The sequence below is a fragment of the Microbacterium sp. APC 3901 genome, from assembly GCF_030407765.1.
Lineage (GTDB): Bacteria > Actinomycetota > Actinomycetes > Actinomycetales > Microbacteriaceae > Microbacterium.
Genome location: NZ_JASDCU010000017.1, coordinates 20064 through 37001 on the forward strand (window position 1 = coordinate 20064; position 16938 = coordinate 37001).

General features: G+C 68.8%; 18 protein-coding genes. 11 read left to right on the forward strand and 7 right to left on the reverse strand.

The features are described 5' to 3' along the window. Positions 1–54: 54 nt before the first annotated feature. The 3 genes from QMA07_RS14770 to ribA all read right to left on the reverse strand — a co-directional run bounded on the left by QMA07_RS14770 (position 55) and on the right by ribA (position 2147). Entirely contained in the window at positions 55–942 is an 888-nt protein-coding gene (locus QMA07_RS14770; RefSeq protein WP_290163157.1) for a helix-turn-helix transcriptional regulator, read from the reverse strand. A gap of 72 nt (positions 943–1014) precedes the next feature. Continuing rightward, positions 1015–1491, reverse strand: coding sequence for a MarR family transcriptional regulator (locus tag QMA07_RS14775; RefSeq protein WP_290163159.1), 477 nt, complete (start codon positions 1489–1491; stop codon positions 1015–1017). After that, the gene (ribA, locus tag QMA07_RS14780; RefSeq protein WP_290163161.1) at positions 1488–2147 is read right to left on the reverse strand and encodes a GTP cyclohydrolase II; all 660 of its coding nucleotides are present in this window, start codon (positions 2145–2147) and stop codon (positions 1488–1490) included. The genes QMA07_RS14775 and ribA overlap by 4 nt, the downstream gene beginning before the upstream one ends. Positions 2148–2263: 116 nt before the next feature. Between ribA and QMA07_RS14785 the strand changes: the two genes are divergently transcribed. Both QMA07_RS14785 and QMA07_RS14790 read left to right on the forward strand, forming a co-directional pair. Further along, positions 2264–3283 carry a zinc-dependent alcohol dehydrogenase family protein gene (locus QMA07_RS14785; protein ID WP_290163163.1) on the forward strand — a complete coding sequence of 340 codons (1020 nt, stop codon included), beginning with the start codon at positions 2264–2266 and terminating at the stop codon, positions 3281–3283. 97 nt (positions 3284–3380) lie between these two features. After that, a complete protein-coding gene (locus tag QMA07_RS14790; protein ID WP_290163165.1) occupies positions 3381–4217 on the forward strand; it encodes a sulfurtransferase in 837 nt (278 codons plus the stop codon). A 46-nt stretch (positions 4218–4263) separates the two neighbouring features. On the opposite strand, the gene QMA07_RS14795 is transcribed toward QMA07_RS14790, so the two are convergent. Continuing rightward, a complete protein-coding gene (locus QMA07_RS14795) occupies positions 4264–5187 on the reverse strand; it encodes a hypothetical protein (RefSeq protein WP_290163167.1) in 924 nt (307 codons plus the stop codon). A gap of 307 nt (positions 5188–5494) precedes the next feature. Here QMA07_RS14795 and QMA07_RS14800 point away from each other — a divergent pair, with 307 nt between their 5' ends. From QMA07_RS14800 to QMA07_RS14810, 3 genes are all read left to right on the forward strand, one after another. Continuing rightward, complete coding sequence (locus QMA07_RS14800; RefSeq protein WP_290163169.1) at positions 5495–6145, forward strand: acyl-CoA synthetase; 651 nt, start codon at positions 5495–5497, stop codon at positions 6143–6145. Next, positions 6142–6495, forward strand: a complete 354-nt coding sequence (locus QMA07_RS14805; protein ID WP_290163171.1) for a hypothetical protein — start codon at positions 6142–6144, stop codon at positions 6493–6495. Before QMA07_RS14800 ends, QMA07_RS14805 begins: the two co-directional genes overlap by 4 nt. A 63-nt stretch (positions 6496–6558) precedes the next feature. Further along, positions 6559–7992: an MFS transporter gene (locus QMA07_RS14810; RefSeq protein WP_290163173.1), complete on the forward strand. Its 1434-nt coding sequence runs from the start codon at positions 6559–6561 to the stop codon at positions 7990–7992. A 153-nt stretch (positions 7993–8145) separates the two neighbouring features. Here QMA07_RS14810 and purB read toward each other — a convergent pair whose 3' ends face one another. Beyond that, entirely contained in the window at positions 8146–9528 is a 1383-nt protein-coding gene (purB, locus tag QMA07_RS14815; RefSeq protein ID WP_290163237.1) for an adenylosuccinate lyase, read from the reverse strand. Continuing rightward, a complete protein-coding gene (locus QMA07_RS14820; protein ID WP_290163175.1) occupies positions 9525–10064 on the reverse strand; it encodes a low molecular weight protein-tyrosine-phosphatase in 540 nt (179 codons plus the stop codon). The genes purB and QMA07_RS14820 overlap by 4 nt, the downstream gene beginning before the upstream one ends. A 168-nt stretch (positions 10065–10232) precedes the next feature. Between QMA07_RS14820 and QMA07_RS14825 the strand changes: the two genes are divergently transcribed. Together QMA07_RS14825 and QMA07_RS14830 are read left to right on the forward strand one after the other, a co-directional pair. Further along, positions 10233–10496, forward strand: coding sequence for a hypothetical protein (locus QMA07_RS14825; protein ID WP_290163177.1), 264 nt, complete (start codon positions 10233–10235; stop codon positions 10494–10496). Beyond that, positions 10493–11770, forward strand: coding sequence for a hypothetical protein (locus tag QMA07_RS14830; protein WP_290163179.1), 1278 nt, complete (start codon positions 10493–10495; stop codon positions 11768–11770). The genes QMA07_RS14825 and QMA07_RS14830 overlap by 4 nt, the downstream gene beginning before the upstream one ends. A 30-nt stretch (positions 11771–11800) precedes the next feature. Here the strand turns inward: QMA07_RS14830 and QMA07_RS14835 are convergent, their stop codons facing one another. Continuing rightward, the gene (locus QMA07_RS14835) at positions 11801–12205 is read right to left on the reverse strand and encodes a phage holin family protein (RefSeq protein ID WP_140038847.1); all 405 of its coding nucleotides are present in this window, start codon (positions 12203–12205) and stop codon (positions 11801–11803) included. 58 nt (positions 12206–12263) lie between these two features. On the opposite strand from QMA07_RS14835, the gene QMA07_RS14840 reads away from it, so the two are divergent. From QMA07_RS14840 to QMA07_RS14855, 4 genes are all read left to right on the forward strand, one after another. Next, positions 12264–13331: a histidinol-phosphate transaminase gene (locus tag QMA07_RS14840; protein WP_290163181.1), complete on the forward strand. Its 1068-nt coding sequence runs from the start codon at positions 12264–12266 to the stop codon at positions 13329–13331. A gap of 95 nt (positions 13332–13426) precedes the next feature. After that, entirely contained in the window at positions 13427–14554 is a 1128-nt protein-coding gene (locus QMA07_RS14845) for a thiamine pyrophosphate-dependent dehydrogenase E1 component subunit alpha (RefSeq protein WP_290163183.1), read from the forward strand. Positions 14555–14565: 11 nt separating this feature from the next. Next, on the forward strand, positions 14566–15531 hold the full coding sequence (locus QMA07_RS14850) for an alpha-ketoacid dehydrogenase subunit beta (RefSeq protein WP_290163238.1): 966 nt from the start codon (positions 14566–14568) through the stop codon (positions 15529–15531). 36 nt (positions 15532–15567) lie between these two features. Continuing rightward, a complete protein-coding gene (locus QMA07_RS14855; RefSeq protein ID WP_290163185.1) occupies positions 15568–16926 on the forward strand; it encodes a dihydrolipoamide acetyltransferase family protein in 1359 nt (452 codons plus the stop codon). Positions 16927–16938: the final 12 nt, after the last annotated feature.

The window sequence follows — 16938 nt, forward strand, 5'->3', positions numbered from 1 at the left end:
CCACGATAAACCGCCGTCAGCGCACGATTCGAGCAGTTCTGCTCAGAGCAGAAATCAGGCCTCGGTGCGCTCCGAAGGCGCCTCGACGGTCACGTCTGCAGCGTCGGTCGCCGCCCAGCTCGCCAGCATCCGCAGCTTGTCGGCCGATGCGGTTCCCGGTTCTGCCGTGTACGTCGACATCTGCAGGCCGGGATCCGCCGGCAGCTCGAATGCCTCGTAGGTCAGTTCCATCTCGCCGACGACGGGATGATTGATGCGCTTGACCCCGCTGCGGTGGAATCGCACGTTGTGCGCAGCCCACAGGGTGCGAAAGCGCTCGCTGCGTGTCGAGAGCTCGCCGACGAGATCGGTGAGCGTGCGGTCGTACGGGTTGCGACCGGCCTCGCCGCGCATCGCAGCCACGAGCTCCTGCGTGTTGCGCTCCCACTCGGGGTAGAACGACTGGGCGGCCGGGTCGAGGAACGCGAATCGAGCGCTGTTCGGCACCGGAGTCGTGAAGAGCGGGGCGTAGAGCGCCCGGCCCAGTGCATTGCCCGCGAGGTAGTCGAAGTAGTTGTTGCGCACGATCGCCGGCGCCTCGGTCATCGCATCGAGCAGACGCAGGATGCTGGGGCGCAGCGTCTCGACCTTCTTGCGAGGCTTGCGGGCGACCGGCGACGCATTCGCCGCGCGCGCGAGGTCGAACAGGTGCGCCGTCTCGGCCTCGTCGAGCTGCAGAGCGCGGGCGAGTGCGTCGAGCACGCTGTCGGAGACGCCGGACAGATCGCCGCGCTCGAGTCTGGTGTAGTAGTCGACGCTGACGCCGGCGAGCAGCGACACCTCTTCGCGGCGGAGCCCCGGCACCCGGCGGTTGCCGCCGAACGCGGGCAGGCCGGTCTGATCGGGGGTGATGCGTGCGCGCCTCGTGGAGAGGAACTCGCGCACCTCGCTGCGGGTGTCCATGTCATCGACGGTACGCCCCCTCGACCGGTGAAGGGAGGTACTGGCAGTACAGGGAACGCCGCCCCGTCGCCGCTAGAGCGCGGCGGCGACGCCGGGAAGCAGCTTCGTGAGGATCTTGCCGAGCTGTTCCCGCTCGTCGGTGGTCAGGGGATCGAGCATCAACTCGCGGATCTGCGCCACATGAAGGGGCGCCGCCGCACGGAGCAGTTCTCGGCCGGCGTCCGTCAGGGTGGCGGTCAGCGTGCGCTTGTCGGTGCTGCACGAGGTGCGCGTCACCCAGCCGAGATGCTCGAGCGAGTCGATCGCGTGGCTGAGGCGCGACCGGCTGAGTCCGGCGATCTGGGCGAGCTCGGTCATCGGGATCGCGCGGTCTCCCTGACCTGCCAGCGTCACGAGGATCGCATAGTGGGAGTGCTTGAGTCCGGTCTCGGCCTTCAAGGTGCGGTCGAGCACCTGCGGCAGCAGCTGCACGAATCGGATGGTCGGCAGCCACGTCTGCATCTCGTCGTCGTCGAGCCGCCGATCGCTCATCACCGTCGCTTCGCTCACGCGGCGGAGAGATCGAGCGTGTGCGAGGTGTGATCGCGCTTGGCCTCGAGGTAGCGGTGGTTGGCGTCCGAGAGATGCACGCCCGTGCGCACCTGCTCGGTGACGCGGATGCCGAGGCCTTCGAGCTGAGCCGCCTTGTCGGGGTTGTTGCTCAGCAGGCGGATGCTGTCGACGCCGACCGCCTGCAGCATCTGAGCGGCGATCGTGTAGTCGCGCTCGTCCTCACCTCGACCGAGTGCCACGTTCGCCTCGTACGTGTCGAGCCCCGAGTCCTGCAGCGCGTAGGCGTCGAGCTTGGCGTAGAGGCCGATGCCCCGGCCCTCTTGGCGCAGGTAGAGTAGGAATCCGCCCTCCTCCGAGATGCGCTCGACGGCCTCGCGCAGCTGCGGGCCGCAGTCGCAGCGCTCAGAGCCGAACACGTCACCGGTCAGGCATTCGCTGTGCGGGCGCGCGAGGGGTGCGTCGCCGCCGTCGGCCGCTCGCTCCATGGCCGCCCTCCAGTCGCCGAGCCCGAGCAGCAGGTGCTCACGGCCGTCGATCAGCCCGTCGAACGTGACGACATCGGCCGTGGTCGCGAACCCGTCGGCGAAACGCATCGGCACCCGCACCCGCGTGCGTTCGGAGGCGACCGGAACGACGGTTGAAGTTTCAATCATGTCGGGTGCAACACGCCGACGTCACCGATATTCCCGTGAGGGGTGTTCTGTCAGAACCTCCCGAGCACGCGAGATCGGGAGTTGACTGGAACCACACGATCGAAGGAGCACCACTCATGCGTGGAGTAGTCATGTACGCGCCAGGCGACGTTCGCGTCGAAGACCGCGAGAAGCCGACCATCACCCGCCCGACCGATGCCGTGATCCGGATAGCCGCCACATGCATCTGCGGATCCGACCTGTGGCCCTACCGGGGCGCGAACGAGGTCGATCACGATCCGATGGGTCACGAATACGTCGGCGTCGTCGAGGAGATCGGCGCCGAGGTGAAGACCGTGAAGGTCGGCGACTTCGTCGTCGGCTCGTTCATGGCGTCTGACAACACCTGTGAGATCTGCCGGGCCGGATACCAGTCGCGCTGCGTGCACGTCGTGCCGATGGGGCGCTTCGGGACCCAGGCCGAGTACTCCCTGATCCCGCACGCCGACGGCACGCTCGTCGCGACGCCGGGGCAGCCCGACGTCGACCTGATCCCGTCGCTGCTCGCGGCATCCGACGTTCTGGGCACCGGCTGGTTCGCCGCCGTCGCCGCCGAGGTCGGCCCCGGCAAGACCGTCGCGGTCGTCGGAGACGGAGCAGTGGGTCTGCTCGGCATCCTCGCCGCGCGCGAACTCGGCGCCGAGCGGATCATCGCGATGAGCCGTCACGCCGACCGTCAGGCGCTGGCCCGCGAGTTCGGCGCGACCGACATCGTCGAGGAGCGCGGAGACGAGGGCGTCGCACGCATCAAGGAGCTCACGAACGGGCTCGGCGCGCACTCGGTGATCGAGGCGGTCGGCACACAGGAGTCGATGATGCAGGCGATCCGCGCGACCCGGGCCGGAGGCCACGTCGGCTTCGTCGGCGTCTCGCACGACGTCGCCCTGCCCGGAGAGGAGCTCTTCTTCTCGGGAGTGCACCTGCACGGTGGTCCGGCACCGGTGCGCCGCTTCCTCCCCGAGCTGATCCAGCTCATCTGGGACCGCAAGATCGACCCGGGCAAGGTGTTCGACCTCACGCTTCCGCTCGAGGACGCCGCCGAGGGGTATCGCGCCATGGACGAACGCCGCGCCACCAAGGTGCTGCTCACCGTCTGACCCGATCGCCGACGACGGCCGCCGCTCGAGCCACAGCCCGATACGTCGGACTGCGCTCGGGCGCGCGAGTCGCACCGCGTCTCGATAGCCTCGCCTCATGAGCAACTTCGTGAGCGCCGCCGAACTGGACGAACTGCTGGGGTCCGAGACGCCCGTACGCGTGATCGACGTGCGGTGGCGACTGGACCGCCCGGACGGCCGTGCCGAGTATCTTTCAGCGCACATCCCGGGGGCGGTCTTCGTGCCGCTCGGGACCGAGCTCGCCACCCACGGCGAGCCGTCCGAGGGGCGTCATCCGCTGCCCTCCACCCGGACGCTGCAGGATGCCGCGCGCCGATGGGGCGTCAATCAGGGCGACGTCGTCGTCGCCTACGACGACGCGAAGGGGGTAAGCGCGTCACGAGCCTGGTGGCTGCTGCGTCAGGGCGGAGTCGATGTGCGCGTGCTCGACGGCGGCATCCGCGCCTGGACGGACGCGGCCCTCCCGGTCGCAGACGACGACGTGCAGGCGGAACCGGGCGATGTCGTCCTCGACGAGATCGGCGGCGACGCCATCTCGATCGACGAGGCCGCCTCGTTCGCCGACACGGGTGTGCTGCTCGACGTGCGCACGCCCGACCGCTACCGCGGAGAGCACGAGCCTCTCGACCCTGTCGCCGGGCACATCCCCGGAGCGCTCAACGTTCCGATGGCCGCTCATCTCGATGCCGAGGGCCGGATCCTCGACATGCACACCCTTCAGGCGACCTTCGCGGCCGTCGGCGTGACCGAGGGCACGCAGGTCGCGGCATACTGCGGCTCGGGCGTCACGGCGGCGCACACCGCTCTGGTGCTCGACGAGATCGGCATCGAGGCGAAGGTCTTCCCCGGCTCGTGGAGCCAGTGGTCGAACACGCCAGGGCGCCCGGTCGCCGTCGGCGATCAGCCGGGCTGAGCGGTCAGGGCTGAACTGTCAGGGCCGAGAGGTCAGGGTCGAGCGGTCACGCGCCTGGAGTCGGGAGTCCGTCGGCGTAGCTCCAGGCGACACCGAGCAGCCCCGGGCCGAACGCGCGTCGCACCTGATGCACGGACGTGCGACCTTCGAGCGACAGCTCGGTGAGCGTCGAGCCGTCCGGGGTCTCGACGCGCTCTTCGATGCGATCGGGCAGCGCGTCGGGGTGGAACCGGGTCCACACCAGCAGCTCCCTCGTCTGCCGGGCGACGGCGTGACCCGTCTCGCGCTGCGGCGGGTAATCGGGCGGATAGGCGACCGACCACTCGACCATCGAGGTGCCCGGTGCGGTCAGTGGCACCTCGAGTTCGAAGAGCACGCCGTGCACCTCGCCGTTCGGATGCGAGTACCGGGCGGCGACACGGCCTCCCGAGACCGCCTCGATGATGGGCGCGGGGGTGCTGATGCCCGGCGTCATCTCCAGGAACGGGATCGAGGCGACCGTCCCGACGGTCGACTGCACGATGCTGCGCGTGATCGAGTACGACACGTTGCCGGCGGCATCCACATCCGTCACGGAGTGCGTCGTGAGTTCGCGCGAGGTGTCGGGGTACTCGGCGCCCAGTGCCGCGAACGCCTCTTTCACGGCCTCCTCGAGTTCCTGCTCGTCGAGGGGGAACAGGTTGGGACCGAGGGGTCCGGTGCGGTTCGTCGTGCCGAGCAGAGCGGTGAGCGAGCCGGGCTCGAGGTGCAGCAACTGCTCGATGTCACTGAGGGCGGCCATCGATTGCGCGCCTTCGGGGCGGCGTGCTCCGGAGCGCCAGTAGCTGAGCGTCGCCATCGACACACTGTTGCCGCGAGCGCGCAGCTGCTCGTGCAATCGGGCGAGAGTCAATCCACGCGCATTGATCGCGTCTCGGAAGGACGCCGCAAATACATCGGCATATCGGCGAATGCCACTTTCCATGCTCATCACAGCACCCCCTCCGGTATGTGAAGAATCCCGTTCTAGAGTGAGCTTACGACCACACCAGCATCGCGTAGGGGACGAGGTGCTATTTCTGGGGTCTGCTGGGCTGAGCAATCGTGGGCAGGGTGCCCGACCTCACGACGTCTCGGTCCATAACGCGGTGTCGCCCCCGTCGCCGCGTTCTGTCGCGGGGCTTGATGATCGATCTGGGGAGATCCATCGGGCCCCGCGAACACCTCTCCGGTGTCGGCGCCCACTCAGTGCCCCCGCGTAGACTGGGGGGAACACCCCCGGAGGACTCTCGATCTTCATGTCTGCCCCTGCCCGCGCGTTCACCGTGCGTCACGTTCAGCTGCTGCGCGCGCTCTTCGCCGCCGCCGCAGCGGCGATGATCACCTTCTCGCCCGATCACTCGGCGGCCGTCGGTCTCTCCGTCTTCAGCGGCTTCGTGCTCACGACCGGCCTCGTGATGATCGTCTCCGCCTGGCTCGTCCATCCGGCCGGCCAGCGGTGGCCCTCCGTCGTCTTCGCCCTGCTGAGCTTCGTCGCGGGCATGACCTCCGGCGTGCCCGCCTGGCGCACCGAAGACCTCTTCTTCGTCGTCGTGATCGCCTGGTCGGTGACGACCGGCATCCTCGAGCTCGTCGTCGGCCTGCGCGCGCGCCGAGCCGGCGAGGCGAACGCACGCGACTCGATCACCCTCGGCGCGTTCGGGCTGCTGCTCGCCGTGCTGCTGATCGCGATCCCGGCCGGATTCGTGCAGCCCTACGCGATCGAGGGAGCAGGCGCGTTCGAACTCACCGGCATCATCCTCGGTGTCGGCATGTTCGGCGGATACGCGGCGATCGTCGCCGTCTTCCTCGGCATCGCCGGTCTCACTCCGAAGCGAGCGGATGCCGTCGCCGAGGGTCGCGTCGACGAGAACGACCCCGCCCCTGCCGGGCACGGAGGAGAGCGATGAGCGACGACAAGCCCACCCGGCGTGACATCCTGCGCCCTCTGCACCTGCTGGGTATCGCCCTCGGCTGCGGCATCTTCGCCGCCGTGGTGACGCTCGTATCGACAGGGGCGTTCACCGCCCGCGTCAACAACGCGATCGCCAGCGGCACCTACGACGGTCTCACCCCGATCGCGCTCGGACTCGTGGTGGGCGGCGGCGCGTTCATCGTCACGCTGCTGTTCCTCGCGATGCTGATTCTCGTGGTCGACCCCGCCGACGTCACCAAGACGGTCGACCGACCTGTGCTCTTCGACCCCGAGACGTCGGACGAGCCCGATTCCGACAAGCCGGGTCGCACGCCCTCCTCCTGACATGATCGTGGGATTCTGCGATCCGACCGGAATAGCCCGGGGCATCGACGGCTTGTCCCTGTAGTGACTGCCTCGATCGACCGCGCCTCCATCGGACTCAGGTCGGAACGAGGCCCCGTGCTCGGGGCGCTCATGCTCGCCACCGGCCTGATCGCGATCGACGCGACGATCCTCGCGACCGCGGTGCCCAGCATCGTGCGCGACCTGGGCAGCTATCAGCAGTTCCCCTGGCTCTTCTCGGTCTACCTGCTCGCACAGGCGGTCAGCGTGCCGATCTACTCGCGCTTCGCCGACACCGTCGGTCGCAAGCCGATCATCCTGCTCGGAATCGCGCTGTTCCTGCTCGGCTCGGTGCTCTCGGGGTTCGCCTGGAGCATGACGGCACTGATCGTCTTCCGCATCATCCAGGGTCTCGGCGCGGGTGCCGTCGCACCCATGTCGATGACGATCGTGGGCGACATCTACACGGTCGCCGAGCGTGCCAAGGTGCAGGGATACATCGCATCCGTCTGGGCGATCTCGTCGGTCGTCGGACCTGCACTCGGCGGCATCTTCGCCCAGCTCGACGCGTGGCGGTGGATCTTCTGGGTCAACATCCCGCTGTGTCTGATCGCGGGGTGGATGCTGCTGCGCAAATACCACGAAGAGAAGCAGACCCAACAGCATCGCATCGACTACGCAGGGGCCGTGCTCCTGACCGTCGGACTCACCGGACTGATCCTGGGCATGCTCGAGGGCGGCAACGCCTGGGCCTGGCTCTCGGCCCCCAGCGCCATCTGCTTCGGTCTGGGTGCGGCTGCGCTCGTGGCTTTCGGACTCGTCGAGCGTCGAGCCGCCGAGCCGATCGTCGATCTGCGCCTGGCCGCGAGACCGCTGATCCTCACGACGACGATCGTCTCGCTGGGCATCGGCGCTCTGATGACCGGAGTCACGAGCTTCGCGCCCGCCTATCTCGAGGGATCCATCGGCATCGCACCGCTGCTGTCGGGGTTGGCGGTCGCGGCGCTCACTCTGGGCTGGCCGCTCGCCGCCGCGAACGCGGGTCGCCTGTATATGCGGATCGGGTTCCGGCGCACCGCTCTCACGGGCATGTCGATCACGGCTGTCGCTGCCGTCGCCCTCGCGCTGGTCTCGCCGTGGCCGCACCCGTTCTCGATCGCGGCCGTCGCATTCGTCCTCGGATTCGGCCTGGGGTGGAGCGCCGCTCCCACGCTGATCGCGGCTCAGGCCTCCGTCGGGTGGGGGGAGCGCGGTGCCGTCACCGGGATGAACGCCTTCGCCCGGTCGGCGGGCAGCGCGCTCGGAGTCGCCGTGTTCGGCGCGATCTCGAACTCGGTGATCGCGCAGGGCGGGGGGCCGGACGATCCGGCGACCATCATCTCGGCATCCGTCTGGGTGTTCATCGCCGCGGCCGTGGTGGCCGTGCTGACCCTGATCGCCGCGGCGTTCATGCCGCGCGACCCCGCAGGCGCGCACTCCGGAGAGCCGCGCCCGTAGCGGTGTCGGTCTGCTTCCGTGCGTGGTCGGTGCGGTGCGGTGCGGTGCGGTGCGGGGTCGATTTCGCATCCGATTGGCCCGATTGCGGTGCGTTTTTGACCACGCATCGCGCGTGCGGTGCGATAGTGGCCACGCACGGAGCGTGCGCGACTGCTACTTCGCGAGCTGCTCGGCGATGCCGGTGTAGGACGCGGGGGTCAGCGCGAGCAGACGCTGCTTGGCGGCATCCCCGATCTCGAGCCCCTGGACGAACTCGGCCAGATCCGTAGCCCCCACGCGGTGTCCGCGGGTCAGCTCCTTCAGCAGCGCGTAGGGGTCGGTGATCGACGAGCGACCGGCGACGACCTCGGCGCGGATGACGGTCTGGATGGCCTCCGCGAGGACCTCCCAGTTCACGTCGAGGTCGGCGAGCAGCACGTCGCGCGACAGCGAGATGGCGTTGAGGCCGCGGCGCAGGTTGTCGATCGCGAGCAGCGAGTGCCCGAATGCGACGCCGATGTTGCGCTGCGTGGTCGAGTCGGTGAGGTCGCGCTGCAGGCGGCTCGTGACGAGTGTCTGGCCGAGGGATGCCAGGAGGGCACCCGAGATCTCGAGGTTCGCTTCGGCGTTCTCGAACCGGATCGGGTTGATCTTGTGCGGCATGGTCGACGACCCGGTCGCGCCGGCGACGGGGATCTGCGCGAAGTAGCCGAGCGAGATGTAGGTCCAGATGTCTGTCGCGAGGTTGTGCAGGATGCCGCCGGCGTGACGCACCCGGTCGTACAGCTCGACCTGCCAGTCGTGCGATTCGATCTGCGTGGTGAGCAGGTTGAAGCCGAGGCCCAGGCCTTCGATGTACTCACGCGAGATGGTGGGCCAGTCGGCGTCGGGGTCGGCCGCGATGTGCGCAGACCAGGTGCCCGTCGCGCCCGAGAACTTGGCGAGGTAGTCGGATGCCGCGATCTGGGCGCGCACGCGCTCGAGACGCCACGCGAAGACGGCGAGCTCCTTGCCCATGGTCGACGGGGTGGCCGGCTGACCGTGGGTGCGAGAGAGCATCGCGGCGTCCGCGTGCTCGGCGGACAGCTCGCGGAGCTTGGCGATCACGACGTCGAGCGCAGGGAGCCAGACCTCTTCGACCGCGCGCTTCACGGTGAGCGCGTAGGAGGCCGAGTTGATGTCCTCGCTCGTGCAGGCGAAGTGCGTGAGCTCGGCGATGCTGTCGAGGCCGAGCGTCGACAGGCGGTCGCGCACCAGGTACTCGATGGCCTTGACGTCGTGCTGGGTGACGGCTTCCTTCTCGGCGAGCCAGTCGATCTCGGCCTGTCCGAAGTCGCGGTACAGGGCGCGCAGGCGCTCCTTGTCGGCATCCGACAGCGGGCTCGTCTCGAAGAGCGAGCGGTCGGTGAGGGCGATCAGCCACTCCACCTCGACCTCGACCCTGGCGCGGTTCAGACCCGCCTCCGAGAGGAAGTCGGCGAGGCCGGTGACGGCGCCGCGGTAGCGACCGTCGAGGGGGCTCAGGGGCTGGGGCGGGAGCGAAGGCTGGAAAGTCAGGGGAGTCCTCCTGATCGGGCCCCGGGAGTGCGGGGCGTGCGGGGCTGGCGAAGAGCCGGCTCGAGCTGGCGGAACAGCCCGCGAGTCGCGGTCTCAATCATACCGAGCACCGAATCGAACATCTCGGCGCCGGCGTAGTAGGGGTCGGGCACGTCCTGGCTCTGGGCATCGGGATCGAAGGCGAGCAGCAGGGTGACCTTGCCCTCTTCGTCTTCATCGTGCGCCCACTCGCGCAGGATGCGCTCGTGGGTGCGGTCGAGAGCGACGACCAGATCGTTCTCCGAGAAGGAGGCGAAGGTGAACTGCTTCGCGCGATGCTGCGAGCCGTCGTAGCCGCGGCGGGTGAGCGACTCGATCGTGCGGTGGTCGGCCCGTTCGCCGAGGTGCCAGTCGCCCGTGCCGGCGCTGCGCGAGACGATCCGCGAGCCGAGGCCCTGTCGTTCCGCGAGATCGCTGAACACCACTTCTGCCATCGGAGAGCGGCAGATGTTCCCCGTGCACACGAAGATCACGCGGAAGGGATCCGGGGATGTCACCGTCCTATTCTGCCGGTCGGAGGCCGATCGCGCGATGCCGGTCGTCTCCGGCAGGGCATGGTGCACCCGTTCTGCACGGCCGCAGGGGGCGAGCGATCCCCTCACGGTCCCCGTCGATCCCGGCGTCCTGCGCCTCGGCCTCGGTGGCTGATCGCGGATGCTGGGCGCATGTATTCCATCGCACTCGCGCAGCCCGGCGCGGCCGAGACCGCCTGGGCGAGAGCGCAGGCCCTGGCAGCGCTCCGCACCGCCGTCGAGGCGCTCGACGACGTTCGCTCGTCGCTCGCCGTCCTGACTTCCGACACCGACTGGCACTCCGACGGGGTGCGCGCGATGCAGAGCGCGCTCGAGGATCTCCGACTGGGGGCGCGCCTCGAGGCCTCCGAGATGCGCGGCCGCGAATCCGAGACCGAACGGATCGACGTCCTGTGACCGGGCTGACGATCGACCACGGCGGAGCGATCTCCGTCGACCCTGACGCCCTGCGAGATGTCGCTCGACGGCTGGATGCCGTCGCTTCCCGCTACGACGATGCGTGCTCGGCGATCACGCGGGCGCATCAGATCATCGTCGACACTCCGGGCTTCAGCGCGCACGTCGACACCGTCGGGCTGTGGTCGTCGGGGCAGCGCGTGGCCCGCCTGCACTCCGAGTGCCAGGAGACCGCACGCTCGACCCTGCTCATGGCCGATGCGTACGAGTACGTCGAGCTGCGTGCCGAGGCCGCGATGCTCGAGCATTCGGATCCGAGCACCGCGCAGCGGCTGTCGCGCCAGGCCGATCGGCTCGCTGCATCGGACGACCGCATCCATGGGATGGCAGACGAGCTCGTCGCCCGGTGGCGCGCCGAGCGCTTCGAAGGACTCACGGGCAACGTCGTGACGCCAGGGCTGTACGACCAGGTCTTCGGGACCGCGGCGCTGGTGGGAGTGGCCTCTGGGCTCGGCAAGGTGCTCCCCGGCCAGACGCTGAGGGGAAAGAGCGATCCCGTCTCGGTCTCGCCGGTGAAGACGTCGTCCCCGGCCGCTGCGCCGTCGAGCATCGCCGGTGCCTTCGGGCGCATGGCGACCACCGCGGGGGCGCAGGTCGCCGTCGAGAAGTACTCGTTCGCCGACGGCACCACGAAGTTCGTCGCGTATCTCGAGGGAACGCAGAGCGTCGGCTGGGGAGGAAAGCAGCCATGGGACTCGAAGTCGAATCTCGAGCTGTACTCCGGGAAGGCGTCAGCGTCATACCAGGCGACTCTCGATGCTCTCAGGGCTGCGGGCGCCGGGCCCGGGGACGAGGTCGATGTCGTCGCGCACTCGCAGTCGGGGATGATCGCCGCGCACCTCGCGATGGAGAGCGAGTTCGATGTGCAGATGCAGATCACGGCGGGGAGTCCGGTCGAGCCGACGCTCGACGACGATCAGACCATCATCCAGTTCCGGCATACCGACGATCCCGTCCCGGCATTGGCGGGAGGCGGTTCTCCCGAAGGCACCGGATCAGCCGACAGCGTCACCATCTCGACCCAGGGCGATCCGGGCGACACGATCGAGGACCTTGTGGTCGACGCGCACCATCTGGAGACCTACAGGGAGACCGCCCGGATCGCCGATGACCTGGGTGATCCTCGGATGGACGCGGTGGACGAGTTCTGGAGAGAACTCGACACAGCCGAGGTGATCGAGCGCACCGAATATCACGCCGAGCGCGTCGACTGACCGATGCGCGGGATGCGCACGCCCTGCGCGTCAGTCGCGGCGCTGCTTCTTGCTCTGCGGGCGCAGGATGAAGCCGAAGACGCCGTTGATCAGCGAGATGATGAGCGCCGCGAGCACACCCCACCAGAAGCTGCCGACCGTGAGGCCCCAGTCGAACCCGCTCGTGATCCAGGCCGTGAGCCACAGCAGGAACCCGTTGATCACGAACCCGATCAGGCCGAGGGTGAGGATGTACAGCGGGAACGCGACGATCTTCACCACCGTGCCGATGAAGGTGTTCACGAGTGCGAAGATCGCGGCGACCGCGAGGAGGGTCAGCACGAGCTGCAGGGTCTCACCCGGCGCGAACGCCGTGATCTGCACCTGCAGGGCGGGGATCAGCGTCACGACCCACAGGGCGAACGCGTTGACGACGACTCGGATGATGAAGCGCATAGTCCTCTCAGTCTTCCATGCACTCCGCCGGAGGGCGGTGGAATCTAGACTCATCCTTGTGACCGACCCGATCCTGCCGCGCATCCGCCCAGCCATCGCCGCCCTGGCGCCGTACCGACAGGGCAAGCAGGCGGGCCCCGACGCCTTCAAGCTCTCGAGCAACGAGAACCCGTTCGAGCCGCTTCCCTCCGTCGCGGCGGCGTTGCAGCACACGACGCCGATCAACCGCTACCCGGATGCCTCCGCGGGCCGACTGCGCGAGCGGCTGGGCGTCCGCTACGCCGTCGCTCCCGAGCAGGTGCACGTCGCCGCGGGCAGCGTCTCGATCCTCCACCAGCTGATCCTCGCCACCGCTTCGGTCGGCGACGAGGTGATCTACGCGTGGCGGTCGTTCGAGGCCTATCCGAGCCTGCCGCTCGTCGCCGGTGCGACCGGAGTGCAGGTGCCTCTCACGGCCGACTCCCGCCACGACCTCGACGCGATGGCCGATGCCGTCACCGAGCGCACTCGCGCGGTCATCCTCTGCACCCCCAACAACCCGACCGGGCCGATCATCACGAGCGACGACTTCGCGACGTTCGTCGAGCGGGTCCCCGCCGACGTGCTGATCATCCTCGATGAGGCCTACGCCGAGTTCGTCACCGCACCCGGCGCAGTCGACGGCCTCGCGGAGCGCGTGTTCGAACGGCATCCGAACGTCGTGGTTCTGCGCACGTTCTCGAAGGCCTACGGGCTCGCGGGCCTGCGCATCGGGTACGCGATCGGCAACGAGAAGGTCCTCGATGCCGCGCGCACCACCGGCATTCCGCTCTCCGTGACATCGGCGGCCGAGAACGCCGCCATCGCCAGCCTCGACGCCGAGTCCGAGCTGCTCGAGCGCGTCGCCGTGATCGTCGAACGCCGTACGCGCCTGGTCGAGGGTCTGCGCAGGCAGGGATGGGACGTGCCGGACAGTCAGGCCAACTTCGTCTGGCTGCCCGCGGGCGAGCGCACGGTCGAGGTCGCGGCGGCCTTCGCGTCGGCCGACCTCATCGTGCGTCCTTTCCCGGGGGACGGCATCCGCATCTCGGTCGGCGAGGAAGCATCCGTCGATCGCGTTCTCGACGTCGCCGCGACCCAGCTCTGACGGGCGCGAGGCGCCCTGTTCTCCGGTTTCCCGGCAGTTCCGAGGACGTCCTAGGTATGCGTGCCCGAGCATGCGCGCGGCGGTAGCGTGGCATCGTGACCTCGTCAGAGACTGAACTCGTCCGCGTCCTGGATCAGGATGGCCGCTTCACGCCGAGTCCGGCTGCTGAGCATTATCTGTCGTTGATCGAGGGGATCAGCGACGCCGAGCTCGAGCAGTTCTACCGCGACATGGTGGTCATCCGCGCGATCGACACCCAGGCGACCAATCTGCAGCGTCAGGGGCAGCTCGCGCTGTGGCCGCCGAGCCGCGGACAGGAGGCCGCCCAGGTCGGATCCGCCCGCGCCGCACGCGCGCAGGACACGATCTTCCCGTCGTATCGCGAGCACGCAGTGACGCGCATCCGCGGCGTCGACCCCGTCGACATCATCAAGCTCATGCGCGGCGTCTCGCACGGCGGCTGGGACCCGACCGACCCGAAGAACGGCAACACCCGTCTCTACACCCTCGTGCTCGGCTCGCAGGTCCTGCACGCGGCCGGATACGCCATGGGGCTGAACTTCGACGGCCGATCCGGCACCGGCGACCTCGAGCGCGACGAAGCCGTCATCGTCTATTACGGTGACGGGGCATCGAGCCAGGGCGACGTGCATGAGGCGATGGTCTTCGCCGCGAGCTATCAAGCGCCCACCGTGTTCTTCCTGCAGAACAACCACTGGGCGATCTCCGTGCCGGTCGCGACGCAGTCGCGGGTGCCGCTCGTCGAGCGCAGCGCCGGCTACGGCATCCCCAGCGTGCGCGTCGACGGCAACGACGTGCTCGCCAGCTATGCCGTCTCACGGGTCACGCTCGACGAGGCCCGCAGCGGTCAGGGCCCCCGTGCGATCGAAGCGGTCACCTACCGTCTCGGCGCGCACACCACCAGTGACGACCCCACGAAGTACCGCGGCTCCGACGAGGAGCAGTCGTGGGCGCAGCGTGACCCGATCGACCGCATGCGCGCGTTCCTCGAGAACAGGGGAGCGGCGGGGCAGTTCTTCATCGATGCGGATGCCGAGGCCGCGGATGCGGCCGAGGACCTGCGTTCGCGCAGCGTCGAACTCGGATCACCCACCGCTGACAAGATCTTCGACCACGTGTACAGCGAGCCGCATCCGCTCATCGCGGAGCAGAAGGCCTGGCACGCACGGTACGAGGCATCTTTCGAAGGAGACAGCAAGTGACCCTGGAGACGATGCCCCTCAGCAAGGCGCTCAACTCGGGCCTGCGTCGGGCGATGGAGGATGACTCCAAGGTCCTGCTCATGGGCGAGGACATCGGCAAGCTCGGCGGCGTCTTCCGCGTCACCGAGCACCTGCAGCGCGACTTCGGCGACAAGCGCGTGCTCGACACACCGCTCGCCGAGTCGGGGATCGTCGGCACGGCGATCGGGCTCGCGATGACCGGGTTCCGCCCCGTGATCGAGATCCAGTTCGACGGATTCGTGTTCCCCGCGTTCGACCAGATCACGACGCAGCTCGCCAAGCTCACGAATCGGCACGAGGGCAAGCTGAGCCTGCCGATCGTGATCCGCATCCCGTACGGAGGCCACATCGGCGCCGTCGAGCACCACCAGGAGAGCCCCGAGGCGTACTTCGCGCACACGCCGGGGCTGCGGGTGGTCTCGCCCTCGACGCCGAACGACGCGTACTGGATGATCCAGGAGGCGATCGCGTCGAACGACCCGGTGATCTTCATGGAGCCCAAGAGCCGCTACTGGCAGAAGGGCGAGGTCGAGCTCGACGCGTCGGCCGCTCCGCTGCACTCGTCGCGCGTCGTGCGCACCGGCTCCGACGTGACGCTCGTCGGTCACGGCGCCATGGTCACGACGCTGCTCCAGGCGGCGGCGCTCGCCGAGGCCGAGGGCACCAGCTGCGAGGTCGTCGACGTGCGTTCGCTGTCGCCGGTCGACTACGAGCCGATCCTGAGCTCGGTGCGCAAGACCGGACGCATGGTCTACGCGCAGGAGGCGCAGGGCTTCGTCAGCGTCGGCAGCGAGATCGCGGCGACCGTCATGGAGCGCGCCTTCTATGCACTCGAGGCCCCGGTGCTGCGGGTCTCGGGGTACGACACCCCGTTCCCGCCCGCGAAGCTCGAAGGCACCTACCTGCCGGATGCCGACCGCATCCTCGAGGCCGTCGATCGCTCCCTCGCCTACTGATCTCACCCCGATCTCGCCGTTCCGAAAGGACCGCACATGAGCACGCAGAACTTCAACCTCCCCGATGTGGGCGAGGGCCTGACCGAGGCCGAGATCGTGGCGTGGAAGGTCGCGCCCGGTGACACCGTCGCCATCAACGACGTGATCTGCGAGATCGAGACCGCCAAGTCGCTCGTCGAACTGCCGTCACCGCACGCGGGGGTCGTCGGCGAGCTGCTCGCCGCCGAGGGCGCGACGGTCGAGGTCGGTTCGCCGATCATCACCTTCGTGACGGATGCTCGTGACGATGCCGGGCCCGGCAAGATCGCGACCGCCGAAGCGCCCGCGCCCGAGGAGGGCGGTGGATCGGTGCTCGTCGGGTACGGCACCGGCGGCGGCGCCACCTCGCGGCGCAAGCGTCCGGCCGAGCGCCCCGTTCGCTCGTCGGTCGGCGTGATCGCGAAGCCGCCGATCCGCAAGCTCGCCCGCGACCTGGGGGTCGACCTCACGACGGTCACGCCCACCGGCTCCGACGGGGAGGTCACGCGCGACGACGTGATGACCCACGCCTCGCAGGCGAGCGTCTTCCGCAACATCGAGACCCCCGAGTGGGGCACCGTGCGGGAAGAGACTGTGCCTGCGCCGCAGAATGCTCCCGCGGGCCTCGCTCGCGGGCTGTCGCCGGCCCCGGCATCCGCGTCCGGACAGAGCGACGATCGCACCGAGTCGATCCCGGTCAAGGGCGTGCGCAAGGCCACGTCGTCGGCGATGGTGCAGAGCGCGTACTCCGCCCCGCACGTCACCGTGTGGAAGGAGATCGATGCGAGCCGCACTATGGAGCTCGTCAAGAGGCTGAAGGCATCGCCCGACTACGCAGACATCCGCGTCTCCCCGCTGCTGATCATGGCCCGCGCCGTCATCTGGGCCGCCCGACGCACCCCGATGGTCAATGCGGCCTGGATCGAGACCGACGGCGGCGCCGAGATCGCCGTGCGCCACTACGTGAACCTCGGCATCGCGGCGGCCACGCCCCGCGGCCTGCTCGTGCCGAACATCAAGGACGCGCAGGACCTCAGCATGAAGGACCTCGCTCGCGCTCTGAACCGGCTCACCCTCACGGCGCGCGAGGGCAAGACGAGCCCCGCCGACCAGCAGGGCGGCACGATCACGATCACCAACATCGGTGTCTTCGGGATGGATGCCGGAACGCCGATCATCAACCCCGGCGAGGCCGGCATCGTGGCGATGGGCACGATCAGCCAGAAGCCGTGGGTCGTCGACGGCGAGGTGCGCCCCCGCTGGGTCACCACGGTCGCCGGTTCGTTCGACCACCGCGTGATCGACGGCGACGGCATGAGCCGCTTCATCGCCGACGTGGCATCCGTGCTCGAGGAGCCCGCACTGCTCGTCGAGTGATGTGAGATCGCC